15 protein-coding genes are annotated in these 14335 nt (G+C 63.5%); 5 read left to right on the top strand and 10 right to left on the bottom strand.

Features of this window, described 5'->3' with window-relative positions:
- The first annotated feature begins 70 nt into the window (after nt 1–70).
- On the top strand, nt 71–532 hold the full coding sequence (queF, locus tag NKH52_RS25775; protein WP_010915503.1) for a preQ(1) synthase: 462 nt from the start codon (nt 71–73) through the stop codon (nt 530–532).
- A 7-nt stretch (nt 533–539) separates the two neighbouring features.
- On the opposite strand, the gene NKH52_RS25770 is transcribed toward queF, so the two are convergent.
- The 5 genes from NKH52_RS25770 to NKH52_RS25750 form a co-directional block, all read right to left on the bottom strand.
- Nucleotides 540–1415, bottom strand: coding sequence for an alpha/beta hydrolase (locus NKH52_RS25770; protein WP_352734824.1), 876 nt, complete (start codon nt 1413–1415; stop codon nt 540–542).
- Nucleotides 1416–1422: 7 nt separating this feature from the next.
- Nucleotides 1423–2034, bottom strand: a complete 612-nt coding sequence (locus NKH52_RS25765; RefSeq protein ID WP_352734822.1) for a hypothetical protein — start codon at nt 2032–2034, stop codon at nt 1423–1425.
- A 4-nt stretch (nt 2035–2038) separates the two neighbouring features.
- Complete coding sequence (locus NKH52_RS25760; protein ID WP_352734820.1) at nt 2039–2518, bottom strand: DUF3828 domain-containing protein; 480 nt, start codon at nt 2516–2518, stop codon at nt 2039–2041.
- 96 nt (nt 2519–2614) lie between these two features.
- Nucleotides 2615–4264, bottom strand: a complete 1650-nt coding sequence (locus NKH52_RS25755) for an ABC transporter substrate-binding protein (protein WP_352734818.1) — start codon at nt 4262–4264, stop codon at nt 2615–2617.
- A 42-nt stretch (nt 4265–4306) separates the two neighbouring features.
- Nucleotides 4307–5857 (bottom strand): trimethylamine methyltransferase family protein, encoded by a 1551-nt coding sequence (locus NKH52_RS25750; protein ID WP_013532332.1) that lies wholly within the window; start codon nt 5855–5857, stop codon nt 4307–4309.
- A 90-nt stretch (nt 5858–5947) separates the two neighbouring features.
- On the opposite strand from NKH52_RS25750, the gene NKH52_RS25745 reads away from it, so the two are divergent.
- Both NKH52_RS25745 and mutL read left to right on the top strand, forming a co-directional pair.
- Nucleotides 5948–6850: a LysR substrate-binding domain-containing protein gene (locus NKH52_RS25745; RefSeq protein WP_352734816.1), complete on the top strand. Its 903-nt coding sequence runs from the start codon at nt 5948–5950 to the stop codon at nt 6848–6850.
- 275 nt (nt 6851–7125) lie between these two features.
- On the top strand, nt 7126–9000 hold the full coding sequence (gene mutL, locus NKH52_RS25740; protein ID WP_352734873.1) for a DNA mismatch repair endonuclease MutL: 1875 nt from the start codon (nt 7126–7128) through the stop codon (nt 8998–9000).
- Nucleotides 9001–9072: 72 nt separating this feature from the next.
- On the opposite strand, the gene NKH52_RS25735 is transcribed toward mutL, so the two are convergent.
- From NKH52_RS25735 to NKH52_RS25720, 4 genes are all read right to left on the bottom strand, one after another.
- Nucleotides 9073–9963 carry a DMT family transporter gene (locus NKH52_RS25735; RefSeq protein WP_127288980.1) on the bottom strand — a complete coding sequence of 297 codons (891 nt, stop codon included), beginning with the start codon at nt 9961–9963 and terminating at the stop codon, nt 9073–9075.
- A 12-nt stretch (nt 9964–9975) separates the two neighbouring features.
- Complete coding sequence (locus tag NKH52_RS25730; RefSeq protein WP_352734813.1) at nt 9976–10302, bottom strand: antibiotic biosynthesis monooxygenase family protein; 327 nt, start codon at nt 10300–10302, stop codon at nt 9976–9978.
- Between the two features lie 58 nt (nt 10303–10360).
- Complete coding sequence (locus tag NKH52_RS25725) at nt 10361–11236, bottom strand: alpha/beta fold hydrolase (RefSeq protein ID WP_352721295.1); 876 nt, start codon at nt 11234–11236, stop codon at nt 10361–10363.
- A gap of 84 nt (nt 11237–11320) precedes the next feature.
- Entirely contained in the window at nt 11321–12214 is an 894-nt protein-coding gene (locus tag NKH52_RS25720) for a DMT family transporter (protein WP_352734811.1), read from the bottom strand.
- A 92-nt stretch (nt 12215–12306) separates the two neighbouring features.
- Here NKH52_RS25720 and NKH52_RS25715 point away from each other — a divergent pair, with 92 nt between their 5' ends.
- On the top strand, nt 12307–13233 hold the full coding sequence (locus NKH52_RS25715; protein WP_352734809.1) for a LysR substrate-binding domain-containing protein: 927 nt from the start codon (nt 12307–12309) through the stop codon (nt 13231–13233).
- A 42-nt stretch (nt 13234–13275) separates the two neighbouring features.
- Here NKH52_RS25715 and NKH52_RS25710 read toward each other — a convergent pair whose 3' ends face one another.
- Nucleotides 13276–13911 (bottom strand): hypothetical protein, encoded by a 636-nt coding sequence (locus NKH52_RS25710; RefSeq protein WP_352734807.1) that lies wholly within the window; start codon nt 13909–13911, stop codon nt 13276–13278.
- A gap of 76 nt (nt 13912–13987) precedes the next feature.
- Between NKH52_RS25710 and NKH52_RS25705 the strand changes: the two genes are divergently transcribed.
- Nucleotides 13988–14221, top strand: a complete 234-nt coding sequence (locus NKH52_RS25705) for a DUF2093 domain-containing protein (protein ID WP_031213688.1) — start codon at nt 13988–13990, stop codon at nt 14219–14221.
- Nucleotides 14222–14335 lie beyond the last annotated feature (114 nt).

Genomic DNA, 14335 nt, shown 5'->3' with positions numbered 1-14335 from the left:
AGCGGCAAAATTCGTTTTCAAGCATGTCGTCCCGCACGCACTGCGGGCGCATGCGACAAGGATTGGGCCCATGATCGACACCAAAACCCTCACCCAGCTCGGCGCGCACGTCGAGACGCCACAAAGCCCCGAAGCAGCGGTCCTGGAGACCGTACCGTTTTCGCGCGGCGACGGCCCGCCAGCCATCGTGCGCTTCACCTGTCCGGAATTCACCTCGCTGTGCCCCGTTACCGGCCAGCCGGACTTCGCCCATATCGTCATCGACTACGCACCCGATGCGGCTCTGGTGGAATCGAAGTCGCTCAAGCTGTTCATGACCTCGTTTCGCAACCATGGCGCCTTCCATGAAGACTGCACCGTCATGATCGGCCGCCGCATCGTGGCGGCAACCAAGCCGCTGTGGTTGCGCATAGGCGGCTATTGGTATCCACGCGGCGGCATTCCGATCGATGTGTTCTGGCAAACCGGCGCTCCGCCCGAAGGCGCCTGGCTGCCCGACACCGGGGTGGCGCCCTATCGCGGGCGGGGTTGAGCGAACGTCAACCATGGATGGCACCCGTCCGGCAGAGCTTTGTTGCAAGAAAGGAAAAGATAGCATCGCTGTAGCGCAGTTGGTCGTAGCGCAGCAGATCGACATGGCCTGCGCCTCCAAACCAGACGAGTTGTGAACCAGCGGCAGCATTCTGCAGCGCCAGCACCTGTCCATGATCGATGAAAGGGTCGGTGCTGCCTGCAAGCAGCATCAGCGGCTTGCCGATAGCAGCAAGATGGTCGACCGGCTTGACATCATCGGCGCTCAACCCGAGACGAAGCGGCATCTGTGCCAAAAGGACATCGGCTTGGAAACCGCGCCAGAAGTGAAAAGGCATTCGCCACGCTGTGGTTTCGCGCAAGGTTGCGTAGAGCTGCTCCAGCACATAGGCATCGGCAGGCGCTTGCGGCGCGGCAAAGACAAGTGCGGCGGCGCCAAGCGACGAGCCGATAGCGCCAAGCTTCTGGCCTGGAAAGCGTTGCCGAGCAAAGGTAATAATACGGGCGGCGTCCGGGCCTTCCGAATACCCGAAGCCCTGAACGGCGCCACCGCTCTCTCCATGACCGGATAGGTCGAACAAGACAACGGAATAGCCAGCGTCAAACAAGAGCTTCGCCTTTTGAACCAAGGCCAGCCTGTTGGCGCCGCGCCCATGTAGCAGCACAATCGCACCGCAACTGCCCTTTCGTTCGGCTACCCAGCCGACAAGCTCGGGCGCATCGGCCTGGTCGAGTACGACGCGCTCGATGGGGAAGTCGCCAGGCGCTGCCAGAGCTTGCCGCGGCTGGCGAGCGACCAGTATCGTGCCGATGTGCCAGTCGAACACGCCCCCGGCAGCGCCGAGCCCGACTAGTACGATGGCGAGCCAAAAGCGAAGCTTCATCGCCGGTTCATTCGCACTGATATTGGCTGAGTGCCCATTCGCCGGTCACCGACAGCAGGTCCGATATCTTCCAGTCGCCGTCGACCCTCTTGAATTTCCATTCCAGCCGGTGCGGGTTGCCCGATATGACGAAGGCGACGATGACCTTGGCCTGGTTACCGTTGATCGCCTCGAGCGTCTTCAGGCTCTTGTCGATCTCGGCCTTGTCGTAATCGGCATTGTCGAGCGCCATGTTGGGGTCGAGGCACTCGCCCTGCCCGGATTTGCGCAAGGCGTCGCTCTTGTCGAGCACGGTTTTGGCCGGGTCGATGAAATGGCTTCGCTCGGCTGGATCGATCTCCAGCCCGACCTGATCGTAAAACGGCCGCACCACGGCGGTCGGCGAGCCCGGCTGGATCGGTGCGGCGGGCGCGGCTTCGGCAGGCGACCATCCAACCGGCGGCGTGACCGGTTCCGCCGCTCCGCCCGGCGCATTTGCGGGCGGTGCCCCGCTGTCGCCCGGCGCGGCGTCAGCAGGGGCGTTTGCCGGCGGCGCACCCAACAGGCCTTGCGCGGCGGCGCCGCTCAGAGCCGCCAGCAGGCACACACCCGACAGTGCCAGGAACCGGCGATGGGCCATCGCTTCACTCCGGCGTCTGGCCGGCCATGCATTCCAGCGCACTGAGCGTCCAGTCGCTGGTCTTGGAAGCGATGTCCGATATCTTCCACTTGCCGTCGATCTTCTTGAGCGACCAGAGCATTTCACGTTTGGAATCATCGCCTTCGGAGAACAGGCTGAAGGATGCCGTGACCTGTGCGTTGTCGCCATCCAGCTTCTCAGACAGTTTCAGCGTTTTCGAGACGGTTTTCTGATCGAAATCCTGGGCGTCGAGACCAGGATCGAAATCGATGCAGGCGACCTGGTCCGGGTTCTTCTTCGTTGCCTGGTCGTTCAGCTCGAACAGTTTCGTCACCGGTTCGGTGAACCGGTCCCGATATTGTTCGTCGGCCTCGAACTTGACCGCCGGGACATAGAAGAACTTCACCGCATCGGACGCCGGTCCGGCGACGGCGGCGGCCGGCAGGGCTATCGAAAGGGCGGCAACGAGCACTGTCAGTCTCATGCAGAATCTCCGGCTTTTGATGGCTTGAGCCTATCAATACCACGTATCCTGCATATCGGCTTTTTTACGGCTCATGAAGTCCTGCCGCGCCTTGTTTCAGCCGTCCAGCCAGACGTTCTGAAGGTCCATCTCGAATGTCTGGTGGACACCATAGTTCTTCACCTTCTTGTTCTGGTGACTGTAGAGCTTCTGCCAGAACGGCTGAATAATGACGCCCGAATCCTGCAGGATCTGCTCGACATCCTTCATGACCTCGCGTCGTTTCTCCACGTCGATGAGCGATAGCGCCTGCTTGAGCTTGGCGTCGAAATCGGGGTTGGAATATGCCGATTCATTCCAGGCCTCGCCGGTGCGATAGCCGAGCGCCAGCACCTGGACGCCAAGCGGGCGCATGTACCAGATCGTCATCGAATAGGGATATTTCGTCCAGTCGTTCCAGAAGGTCGAACCTGGCAGCACCGTGCGCTTCACCTTGATTCCGGCATCGCGCAGCTGGCCGGCAATGGCGTCGCCGGTATTCTTCTGCCAATCGTCCTCGATGGTGATCAGCTCATGCTCGAAATCAGCCTGTCCGGCATCCGCCATTAGCTTCTTGGCGCCGGCGGCGTCGCGTGTCTTCTTGGGCAGCGGATAGTATTCCGGGTGGATCGGGGCGACGTGGTGGTTTTCACCAGGGGTGCCTCGCCCGGCATAACCAAGTTGGAGGACCGCATTGTTGTCGACGGCCATTTGCAGGGCGTTGCGCACCCGCTTGTCGTCATAGGGCTTGTGGGTGATGTTGGTGCGGGCAACCAGCGTCGTTGCCGTCGCCACCTCCGATTTCACCAGATCCATCTTGTCGAGAATGTCGATGAAGTCGGCGGGCGACTCGAAATTGAGGTCGATCTCACCGGATTCGAACGCGTTCACGGTGGCGTTGAAATCGGTGCCGTAGTCTACAAACTCGACGCTGTCGAGCGGCGCTTCACCACCCCACCATTTGCCATTCTCACGACGCTTGACGACCGCCTTCTGGCCGACATCGTAGGAGACCAGTTCGAACGGTCCGGTGCCGATCGGCTTCTTGATCGGATCGGCACCGTCGGCATCGAAGCTGCGATGCACGACGAGCGCCGGATAGTCGGTGAAATTCGGGATCAGTGAAATGTCTGGTTCGCTTAGCTTCAGCTTGACCGTGTTGTCGTCGACCTTGGTGATCGCGCCTTCCCTGGCCTTGCCGGTCTTTGCGTCGATCAGCGCGCCGACCCGGGCGGCCATGGAGTTGCCAGCGACATTCTTCTCACACCAGCGCGTCAGATTGTGAGCGACGTCATCGGCGTTGAAGGCATCGCCATTGTTCCATGTGATGCCCTTGCGCACATGCAGCACGTATTCGGTGGCGTCGTCATTGATATCCCAGCTTTCGAGCAGGACCGGCTCGAAGGTGAACTGCCTGGTGTAGCGGACAAGCGGCTCCAGCCAGCAGCGCGAAATGTTCGCCAGCTCAACCCAGTCGTAGGTGCGCGGATCCTTCTGCCCCTTCACCGACATCGAGACGCGCAGCGTTCCGCCTTTCTTCGGCTCTTCGGCCAAGGCCCGATCCGGCACGGCAAGGCCGATCATGCCATAGGCAAGCGCCGTCGATGCGCCGAAGGCGCTTGCCAGCGCCAGGAACTCGCGCCGGTCGACACGACCCGCGCGTGCTTCGACCGCCATTGCCTCGATAGCGCTCGGCACGCGATCGCCACTGCTTCTGAAGAATGCCATTTTTTCCTCCCGTCTGGTTCCCTTTGATCTTGGTTCTTCGTGTCAACTGACGCTGTCCGGCAGCCTCTCCTCGCGCCGCGCGATGAAATCCATCAGGCCATCGGCGATGCCTTCGTCGAGCTTCGGCTCCTCGTAATCCGCCAGCATGTTGCGCGCCTTCTCGCGGCCGCGCGTGTCGTGGTCCTTCGCCCCTTCCGCCTTCCACTGTTCGAACGAATTGAAGTCCATGATCGAGGGCATGAAGAAGGCGGATTCGAAATGTTCCAGCGTATGCTGGGTGCCGAGGAAATGGCCCTGCGGTCCCACCTCGCGGATGGCCGCCATGGCTTCCTTGAAATCGTCGAACGGCAGACCGCCGGCATATTTGTACCAGCCGATGAGCTGTTCGCAGTCGGTGGCGAATTTCGAATAGCCGCAGGTCAGGCCGGCCTCGAGCCATCCCGCGGAGTGCCAGATGTAGTTGGCGCCGGCGAGGATGGCGGCATGCATCAGCATGTTCGCCTCGTAACCCGCCTGGGCGTCGTTGAGCTTCGACCCGACATGGAATCCGGACGTGCGCCACGGCAGCCGGTATTTCCGCGCCAAGGCTCCCATCAGATACATCATCTGCGCCGCCTCGGGCGTGCCGCCCATCGGAGCGCCGGTTTTCATGTCCACCGTGACCATGAACTGTCCGTAGATCTGCGGCGAACCCGGGCGCAGCAGTTGCGTGAAGGCGACGCCCGCCAGCGCTTCCGCATTGACCTGCGCAACTGCCCCGACGGCCGACGCCGAAGTCGAGGCGCCGCACAGCGCGAAGGGTGCGAGGATCAGCGGCTGGTTGCTTCGCGCATAGACCTTCATCGCGTCCAGCATGGTGGCGTCCCACACCAGCGGCGAATTGCAATTGGTGATCGACACCAGGACCGGATTGTCGCGGACATAATCCTCGCCGAACACGATTCCCGCCATCGCCATCGTGTCTTCCGCCCGCTCCTTGGACGTGACGATGCCCATGAACGGCTTGTCGGAATGTTTTAGCGCGGAATGGATGATGTGGAGGTGACGCTTCGGGACCGCGATTTCCATCGGCTCGCAAATGACCGAACTCGATGAATGCAGCGCCGGCGCCATGTAGGCGAGCTTGTGGAAATTGTTGAGGTCGGCCAGCGTGCCGTAGCGCCTGTTGTTGTCGAGGTCACGCACATAGGGCGCGCCATACATCGGCACGAAGATGGTATTGTTGCCGCCCACCCGCACCGTACGCTGCGGATTCCTCGCATTGAGCGTGAACTCCGACGGGACCTTCGATACCAGTTCCATCAGCAGGGCCCGGTCGATCCGCACACGAGTTTCCGAGACATCCGCGCCCGCCGCCTTCCACAGCGCGATAGCCTCGTCGTCGCGGAATTCGCATCCCACCTCTTCGAGGATCAAGAGCGACTCCTCGTGGATCAGCTCGACCGCCTCATCGGGGACCATCTGGTAGACGGGGATCTGGCGGACCAGGGTCGGGAACGACGTTACAGGGGCTCCGCGCAGCGCCTTGCGCCCCAGGCGGCCGCCACTGCGGCGGTTGGCATGTTCGGTCACTTCAGGGGCCGGTGCGTTCATGGCAACTCCATTCCACTCATGAAGGAGCCTAGCGCGACAAAATGGTGATGTGACGCTGGAAAATCCTGATCTCTTGTATAAGCTCAGCTTATGCGAAGCCTGCGCCACCTCCTGCCCTCGGCCGGCAGCCTGATCGTCTTCGAGGCGGCCGGGCGGCTTTCGAGCTTCACCGCGGCCGGGCGCGAACTCGGCATGACGCAGGCCGCCGTCTCCTATGCCGTGCGCGGGCTGGAAGAACAGCTTGGCGCCAAGCTGTTCCAGCGCCGCCATCGCCAGGTTCTCCTGACCGAGGCCGGCGAGCGCTTCCATGCCGATGTCTCGCTTGGGCTTTCGCATATCCGCAAATCGGCGGAGGATCTACGCCTGCAGGCAACCGGCGGTCATGTCACGCTGGCCGCCTCGACCGCCTTCGGTTCGTTCTGGATGATGCCGCGCCTGCAGCAGTTCCGCGACGAACTGCCGGGCATCGACCTGCGTATCCAGACCGCCGACCGCGACCTCGACATCATCGCGGAAGGCATTCCGCTCGGCGTGCGTGGCGGCGTGCCGCGGGACTGGCCGGACTATCACTCGTTGCCGCTGGCGGACGAGGAGATATTTCCCGTCGCCGGCACCAGCTATGCGGCAAAGTTCGGCCTGCCCAAATCCGCTGCCGAACTGGCCACGCACCGCCTGATTCATCTGGAGGAGCCGTATCGCGAGGCGGCCAGCTGGGACGAATGGTTCCAGTCGGCGGGCGCCAATCTCAGCGATACCGCGCGCGGCCTGCGCATCAACGATTACGGCCTGGTGATCCAGGGCGTCATGGAAGGCCAAGGCATCGCGCTCGGCTGGCGGCACCTCGCCGAGCGGTTGCTGGCGTCGGGCTTGCTGGTGCCGGTGACGGATCATGTGCTGAAGACCGGCAAGGCGTTCTATGTCGTCTGGCCGAAGAACCGGGAACTCAGCGACAACGCCCGCAAGGTGCGCGACTGGCTGGCCGCTCAGGCATGAGGGGCAGTGCCTCCCAGTCCCTTGCAAGTCGGCGGGACAGCACCCCCCTCTGTCCTGCCGGACATCTCCCCCGCAAGTGGGGAGATTGGCAGTTCCAGCCTCGCCGCCCTTCCTGCAGCGCTGCAGATTGGCGAAGCCGTGGCGACATCCGATCTCCCTCCTTGCGGGGGAGATGGCCGGCAGGCCAGAGGGGGGTGCTGTCCCGCCAGCATCATCGCTATTCCGCCGACATCGAATGCTTCCTCATCGGCGTCGAATCCGCCTATAGTGGCGCCATGCCCATCCGCCAGCTTTCCGAAACGATGATCAACCAGATCGCCGCCGGCGAAGTCATCGAACGTCCGGCGAGCGTGGTCAAGGAACTGGTCGAGAATGCGCTCGATGCCGGTGCTTCACGCGTCGAGATCGTCACAGCCGGCGGCGGGCTGAACCTGATCCGCGTCACCGATGACGGCTCCGGCATTCCCGAACGGGAGCTGGCGCTGGCGATCGCACGTCACTGCACCTCCAAGCTGACCGAGGATATCAACGACATCCGCTCGCTGGGCTTCCGCGGCGAAGCGCTGCCGTCGATCGGCTCGGTGTCGCGACTGTCGATCCGCTCGCGCACGGCAGCAAGTGACAGCGCCGCCGAGATCGGCATCGAGGGTGGCCGCGCCCTGCCTGTCAGGCCGGCGGCGGCCAATCGCGGCACCACGGTCGAGGTGCGCGACCTGTTCTTCGCAACGCCGGCCCGATTGAAGTTCATGAAGGGCGAGCGCGCCGAAAGCTCGGCCACCAGCGATGTGGTCAAGCGCATCGCCATCGCCTTCCCCGCCGTGCGCTTCACGCTGGCCGGCTCGGACCGCTCGACGCTGGAACTGCCGGCGACGGACGACAGCGCCGCAGGCAGCCTGCGCCGTGTCGCTCAAGTGATGGGTGCCGACTTTCCGGACAATTCCATTGCCCTCGACGCGATGCGCGAAGGCGTGCATCTGACCGGCCACGTGTCGATCCCGTCCTTCACCCGCGCCAACGCGCTGCAGCAATATGCCTATGTGAACGGCCGTCCGGTGCGCGACAAACTGATCGCCGGCGCCATACGCGGTGCCTATGCCGACGTCCTGCCGCGCGACCGCCATGCGGTGACGGTGCTGTTCCTGACGCTCGACCCGGCCATCGTCGACGTCAATGTCCATCCAGCCAAGGCCGATGTGCGCTTCCGCGATCCCGGCCTTGTGCGCGGACTGATCGTCGGGGCAATCCGACAGGCACTGGCCGATGCCGGCGTCCGCGCCGCCACCACGGGGGCCGCCGGCATGATGGCGGCGTTCCGGCCAGGGGCCGCATCCTACGGCCACGGCGGACCGGCAAACGGCCACCGCAGCTACGACGCCGCCTACCGCGCCTCGGGTCCGTCCGGCTTCGATCCCGCCCGGTCGTCGCAGCGGCCGCTCGATATGGGTTTCGACGGTGCGGGTTTCGAGCGTCGTGGTTTGCGCGAAAACGAGCAGGCGGCGTTCGATGCCGGCCCGCTTGCCAGTGCCGATGCGCGTGCCGGGCAGGATGAGGCGACCGAGACGCTGCTCGGCGCGGTGCTGGGTGCGGCGCGTGCGCAGGTGCATGAGAACTACATCGTCGCCCAGACCAGGGATTCGCTTGTCATCGTGGACCAGCATGCGGCGCATGAACGGCTGGTCTACGAGGCGCTGAAGAATGCGCTGCACTCGCGCCCGGTGCCCTCGCAGATGCTGCTTCTGCCCGAGATCATCGACCTGCCGGAGGAGGATGCCGAGCGGCTTGCGCTGCATTCGGAAACGCTGGCCCGCTTCGGTCTCGGCATCGAGCGCTTCGGCCCCGGCGCCGTCGCGGTGCGCGAGACGCCGTCGATGCTGGGCGAGACCAATGTCGGGCAATTGGTGCGCGACCTCGCCGACGAGATCGCCGACAACGACACGGTCGACACGCTGAAGGAGCGGCTGGACAGAATAGCCGCGACCATGGCCTGCCACGGCTCTGTGCGCTCCGGCCGCCTGCTCAAGGCCGAGGAGATGAATGCCCTGCTGCGGCAGATGGAGGCGACGCCCGGCTCGGGCACCTGCAACCACGGCCGGCCAACCTATATCGAACTCAAGCTGGCGGATATCGAGCGGCTTTTCGGGCGGCGATAGCTGCGGACGGATTGCGGGCCATCGCTTCACCGCTTGAGACCGGCAAGCCAAGGAGATCGGCCGACAATGCCGTCACCCGCGATTTTCGCCTGGCGGCCTGAGCAGCGCGATCGCAGCCGCCGCCAGCAGGAGGATCGCACCGGCGATTTCAGCCCAGCCGACCGCCTCGCCGAAAAGCCAGGCTCCTGCCGCCAAAGCGACGATCGGCGAAACGAAGGCGTAGAGCCCGGCACGGACGGTGCCCCAATCACGCATCAGCACGAGATAGAGCGTATAGGCGACGATCGTGCCAAACAGCGACAGGAACAGCAGACTGCCGATGGCGGCCGGCGTGTGCAGCGCCTCGAGCGTCTCACCCGAGATCGGCTCCAGCACGAGCGACAGCGCAAGCAGTGCAACACCGCCGATCGCAGCCTGGACCATTGTCAGCGCCAGTGGTTTGACCGCGCCCACCAGCGGGCGCGAAACCACACTGCCGAAGCAATAACAGGCGGTCGCAACGACGATCGCAGCGAGCCCGATGCCGCTCGAACCGCTTCCCGCGCCAAGCCGCGTCCAGAACAGCCCAACCAGCCCGATGCTGCCGATAGCGAGCGCGGAAGCGTGGCGCCAGGTCGGTCGCTCCTCGCCGGTGAATGCGGCAATCGCGAACAGCAGGATCGGGATCAGCGCCAGGTTGACCAGCCCCGACAATCCCGAGGGCACGTGCTGCATTCCCCAGAAAAGCAGACCGTAGGTGCCGGTATTGACCAGCAATGCCGAGACCACCGTCCGCCCCGTTCGCCCGTGGGCGAATGCCGCGCCGGCTCCACGCACCGCTGTTGCCAGAAGCGCGGCGGTCAGCAAATAGCGCGCCGCCGCCAGCAGTAGCGGAGGCACGTCATTGAGACCGAGCTTGATCGCCGCCCAGGTCAGCCCCCAGATCAGCGACATCACCGCGAAGAAGGCGAGATTGCGAACCACCAGATTCGCCGCTCAGCGCAGTCCCTGACGATCGACAAGTATCCGGTGGATGTCGATCCGCTCCGGCAACTCGATCAGGAACTCGGCATCGCGGTCCAGATGATGGACTTTGGTCGGTTCGCCTCTGGTAAAGGCCGTCATCGCTTGCATGTCGGCCCAATACGAGATGGTCGTGAACCACGTCTCGGCATCGCGGTCTTCGCGCAGCAATTGGACGCCAAGCGCCGTCTTGTCGAGGGGCGGAATACCCTCGGCACGCAGGTATGGCTCATAGGCGTCGGCGACGTCGCGGCGGGTGCGACCGCGCCAGATGCGCGCGATGGTCGGTTTGGTCGGCATGAGGTTCTCCTTCAGACAGGGGACAGCAACTGAGCGCAGCAAGCGACGCCGGGTGGGATCAGGCGTGAACACGAGCCAGGAACTCGCGGACCAGCGGCATCGCGTCGTCGAAATGTGTCTCGAGCAGCCAGTGACCCGCCCCTTCGATCAGATGCAGTTCCGCATCGGGCAGATCGCGATGATAGGCCCGTGCCGACGCCGCGGGCATATAGCCGTCCTCTGGCCCCCAAAGGATCAGCGTGGGCGGGTGGTGTTCACGCAAATAAGCCTGGTAGCGCGGAAACCAGGTCAGATTGGCTTCCAGCTTCTCCATCAGACCGACGGCGATCTGCTGGCGAACCGGCGTGTTCATCAATGGCCAGTGAAGGCTCCAGAGATCGGGCGGCACGCGCGTGGCAACGTCGTCAGCCACTTCCCCGATGAACTCGGCCCGGAACCCATCCTCGCTCACGGCGGCCTCGAGCGGACGGTGCCTGTCGGGCGTCTTGTCGGTCCACCAAGCCTTGATCGTGGCGTATTTGGGGCCAAGCACGTCCTCGTAGATGTCGCCGTTCTGGATGATCAGGGCACTGATCCGCTCCGGATACGAGATCGCATGCCGGAGTCCTATCTGCGAGCCATAATCATGCAGCCACAAGGCGTAGCGTTCGAGACCGAATTCATCGGCAAGCTTGGAAAGCACGTCAGAATAGGCGTCGAAATCATAGCCAAAGGCGGCCGGATCGGGTGTGCCACTGTATCCGAAGCCGGGCCAGTCGAATGCAATCGTTCGCCAGCGGTCGGCGAGCGCCGGCATCAGTCGGCGGAATTGGAACGAAGAGCAGGGATAGCCGTGCGGCAAGAGCAAGACAGGTGCTTCTGGCGGCCCTGCCTCGCGATAAAAAATGGATAGATCATCCAGTTGCATGCGTCGGTGCGTCGTTGCACCCGGCATTCGGACCTCCGTCGAATAAACACCGGCTAAACGCGTTTGACCGAGGGATCGTTCCGAATGAGGGAAACGGACGGACGGCAATATTCATCTCTTCAAATTCACCACGATGACACCGCCCAGCGCCAGCGCACCGCCGATTATGCCGAGCAGCGTGGGGACTTCGCCCAGCCAGAAGAAGCCGATCAGCGCGGACATCGGCGAGACCAGATAGAGGAAGTTGGAGGCCCGTGCGGCGGGCAGACGCGACAGCGCGGTCGCCCAGGCGGCATAGGCGATGAGGCTGGGCACGATGCCGAGAAAGATCACAGCGCCGAGGCCGGCGGTGTTGGCAACCGCGGCCTGCGCAAAGCCGCTCAGCAGGAAGGGCGACAGGCAGAGTGCGCCGAGCACCATGTTCGAAGCCGAAATGGTCAACGGATGGTGGCGGGCAAACAGCGGCTTCTGGACGATGGTGTTGACGGCCGAGCACAAGGCCGAACCAAGCACCAGGAGAGCACCGGTGTTAAATGACAGGCCATGCCCGTCGGCCATGGCGATGACGCCAATGCCGGCGAAGGAAATCACGGTGCCGATCCAGGCCATGCCAGAGAAGCGCTCGCCGAGCAGCGCCATTGCCATGATGGCGGTGAAGATCGGGCTGACATTGATGATGAAGCCGGCGGCACCGGCCGAGACGGTCAGTTCGCCGAAATTGAGCATGACGGTGTAGAGCGCGACGAAGATGGCGCCGCCAAACACCAGACGCCACACTTCGTCGAGCCTGGGCAGCGCCGGGCGCTTCACGGCCAGGAAGATCGCCGCCGGCACCGCGGCGATGGCAAAGCGCAACGCGCCGAGTTCCAGCGGTCCGAACGCGGCGAGACCGGCTCGGATGGCGGGAAAGGCAGAAGCCCAGCCGACCACCGTCAGCGCGACAGCAATGGCTGCGGTGGTGTCCATCCGCTGTGTCGAATTCAACGTGCCCGTCATTGCGTTCATCTCACTACCCTCGCATTTCTTCGGTCCTGAAAGGCAGAAAACGCCATTTCAGGCCAGTTGACAAACGACCAAATCGAGGATCACCTGTGACTATGGATCACAGCTCGGACACAATGGTGCCGCTCGAGACGCTGCGCGCCTTCGATGCGGCGGCGCGGACAGGCAGCTTTTCGGCGGCGGCCGAGAAGCTCGATATCACCCACGGCGCCGTCAGCCGGCAGATTGCCAAGCTCGAAGACTGGCTGGGATTGAAAGTGTTCGATCGCGGCGCGCGCGGCGTCTCGTTGACGATCGAGGGCAACAGGCTGCATCTGCGCACAGCGGAAGCCTTCGCGCTGATATCTACCCACTCCGACCGCTGGGTCGAGCCGCGCGGCACCGCCGTGGTTCGGCTGACCTCGATCCCCTCGGTCAGCGGACTGTGGCTGATGCCGCGTATGGCGGCTCTGGAAAACAATCCCTCGAAGCTGCGCATTGTGCTCGACGTCGATATCCGCCAGGCCGACCTTGCCGATGAGGGCATCGATCTCTCTATACGCTGTGGCCGCGGCGGCATTCCGGGCCGCGTCTCGGTGCAGCTTTTCGAGGAACATGTCTTCCCCGTCGCGTCACCCGAGCTTGCCCGCGAGATCGGCCGCGGCGACCCTGCCCGGCTGCTCAAATATCCGCTGATCAACGATTCCGACGCGTCGGCCTGGCGCGCCTGGTTTGCCGCGCAAGGCATGGATTATCGCCCGCGCCCGCAGGACCGCCGCTTCGAGGACTACAATCTGGTGCTCGACGCCGCCGCCTATGGGTTGGGTATCGCGCTGGCACGCCCACCCCTGACCGGGCATCAATTGCAATCGGGCCGCATCACCACGGTCGATGAGCGCACCGCGCTCAATCCGGTGTCCTACTGGCTCGACCGGCCGATCGGGCGGCCGCGTGCCGCCGCCGCCGACCTCGCCCGCCGCATCGCGGCGGAGGCCGGGCTGGCGCCGGAAAAGATCGAGGCGTTCATCGAAGCCGAGCGGTAGGCCTTCCGCCGGGCATATATCGAGAACCAGCCGATTCGAAGCTCAACGAAGCAACAACAGAACGAACCCGAGGATCACGGCTCCCAGCAAACCGGCCATTATCGAAACAAAGCCAATTTTCACCAGCAACTGCTCTGGGTTCGGCGCCGCACCGTGGGATTGATTGGCCGGCCTGTGCCTGCCCGCCAATGTACCCAGGGCGGCAGCATTGCGCGGGACTGGAGCCTGCGGCGGGATAAGCGACAGCAATGACAGCCCCGCAAGCTTGGCAGGGGCATTGTCATTGGCTGTTGTCGAAGGCGGCAAGAAGGCTCGCAGTGTTTCGGCTTCGGGTTTTGCCTTTCTCGCCGCGATGGTCGCCAACGCCGCCTCTTCGCCCGTCTCAAGTTGGGCAAGATAGGCATCGACGATGCCAGCCGATGCGATCTGCTGCGATTTGACGGCCATTGGCGCGGCCGGCAAAGTCAACAGCGCTGGCGCTGTCTGTTGTGCGAGCAGAGACGGTGCCGGCGGTTGGACCAGCGCCTTGACCAGTGCCGCCATGACTGGATCAGCCTGCCCCGAGGGCACTGCCTGCGGCGTCATCACTTCCCTGAGCAACGCGGGAAGACGAGTGGAGGAAATGTCCATTGCGGCCTGCCAACACCATTTTTCCGCTTCACAATAAGCGTTCAGCATTGTCTCAGGCTTGTCGCATGCTTGACCTCGCCGGGAATTTATGGCGAGAAATCCTCATGAACCCTGGCGTCCCCGCATGATGAACCGTTTCGAAGGCCCCGGCGGCAAGGAAGCCCGCATCCGCTATTTGGATGGCGACTTCCAGGTTACCAGTCCCGGCGCGTTCGTGCGCTGCGCGGTGACAGGCGAAAGCATTCCGCTCGACGAGTTGAAATACTGGAGCGTCGCCAGGCAGGAGCCCTACATCAGCGCCACCGCCTCGCTGCGCCGCGAAATCGAGATGCATCCGGAGCTGCGTAAGCGCGGTTAGAGCAGTTCACCGTTTCACGGAACGGCGAACCGCTCTATCTCTTTGTTTGACGCAATTCCCAAGGGAAAGCGCTATGCGCTTTTTCCGGGAAAACCGTTTCACACTTTTCCTGGA

It is taken from the genome of Mesorhizobium sp. M1066 (assembly GCF_040318635.1).
GTDB lineage: Bacteria > Pseudomonadota > Alphaproteobacteria > Rhizobiales > Rhizobiaceae > Mesorhizobium.
Note: the sequence above shows the minus strand (reverse complement) of the source record. Positions and strands in the feature narration are given on the sequence as shown.

Excerpts from the sequence above, each read along its gene's own strand:
- queF (WP_010915503.1), top strand. The coding sequence starts at position 71 with ATGATCGACACCAAAACCCTCACCCAGCTCGGCGCGCACGTCGAGACG.
- NKH52_RS25770 (WP_352734824.1), bottom strand. The coding sequence starts at position 1,415 with ATGAAGCTTCGCTTTTGGCTCGCCATCGTACTAGTCGGGCTCGGCGCT.
- NKH52_RS25765 (WP_352734822.1), bottom strand. The coding sequence starts at position 2,034 with ATGGCCCATCGCCGGTTCCTGGCACTGTCGGGTGTGTGCCTGCTGGCG.
- NKH52_RS25760 (WP_352734820.1), bottom strand. The coding sequence starts at position 2,518 with ATGAGACTGACAGTGCTCGTTGCCGCCCTTTCGATAGCCCTGCCGGCC.
- NKH52_RS25755 (WP_352734818.1), bottom strand. The coding sequence starts at position 4,264 with ATGGCATTCTTCAGAAGCAGTGGCGATCGCGTGCCGAGCGCTATCGAG.
- NKH52_RS25750 (WP_013532332.1), bottom strand. The coding sequence starts at position 5,857 with ATGAACGCACCGGCCCCTGAAGTGACCGAACATGCCAACCGCCGCAGT.
- NKH52_RS25745 (WP_352734816.1), top strand. The coding sequence starts at position 5,948 with ATGCGAAGCCTGCGCCACCTCCTGCCCTCGGCCGGCAGCCTGATCGTC.
- mutL (WP_352734873.1), top strand. The coding sequence starts at position 7,126 with ATGCCCATCCGCCAGCTTTCCGAAACGATGATCAACCAGATCGCCGCC.
- NKH52_RS25730 (WP_352734813.1), bottom strand. The coding sequence starts at position 10,302 with ATGCCGACCAAACCGACCATCGCGCGCATCTGGCGCGGTCGCACCCGC.
- NKH52_RS25725 (WP_352721295.1), bottom strand. The coding sequence starts at position 11,236 with ATGCCGGGTGCAACGACGCACCGACGCATGCAACTGGATGATCTATCC.
- NKH52_RS25720 (WP_352734811.1), bottom strand. The coding sequence starts at position 12,214 with ATGAACGCAATGACGGGCACGTTGAATTCGACACAGCGGATGGACACC.
- NKH52_RS25715 (WP_352734809.1), top strand. The coding sequence starts at position 12,307 with ATGGATCACAGCTCGGACACAATGGTGCCGCTCGAGACGCTGCGCGCC.
- NKH52_RS25710 (WP_352734807.1), bottom strand. The coding sequence starts at position 13,911 with ATGCTGAACGCTTATTGTGAAGCGGAAAAATGGTGTTGGCAGGCCGCA.
- NKH52_RS25705 (WP_031213688.1), top strand. The coding sequence starts at position 13,988 with ATGATGAACCGTTTCGAAGGCCCCGGCGGCAAGGAAGCCCGCATCCGC.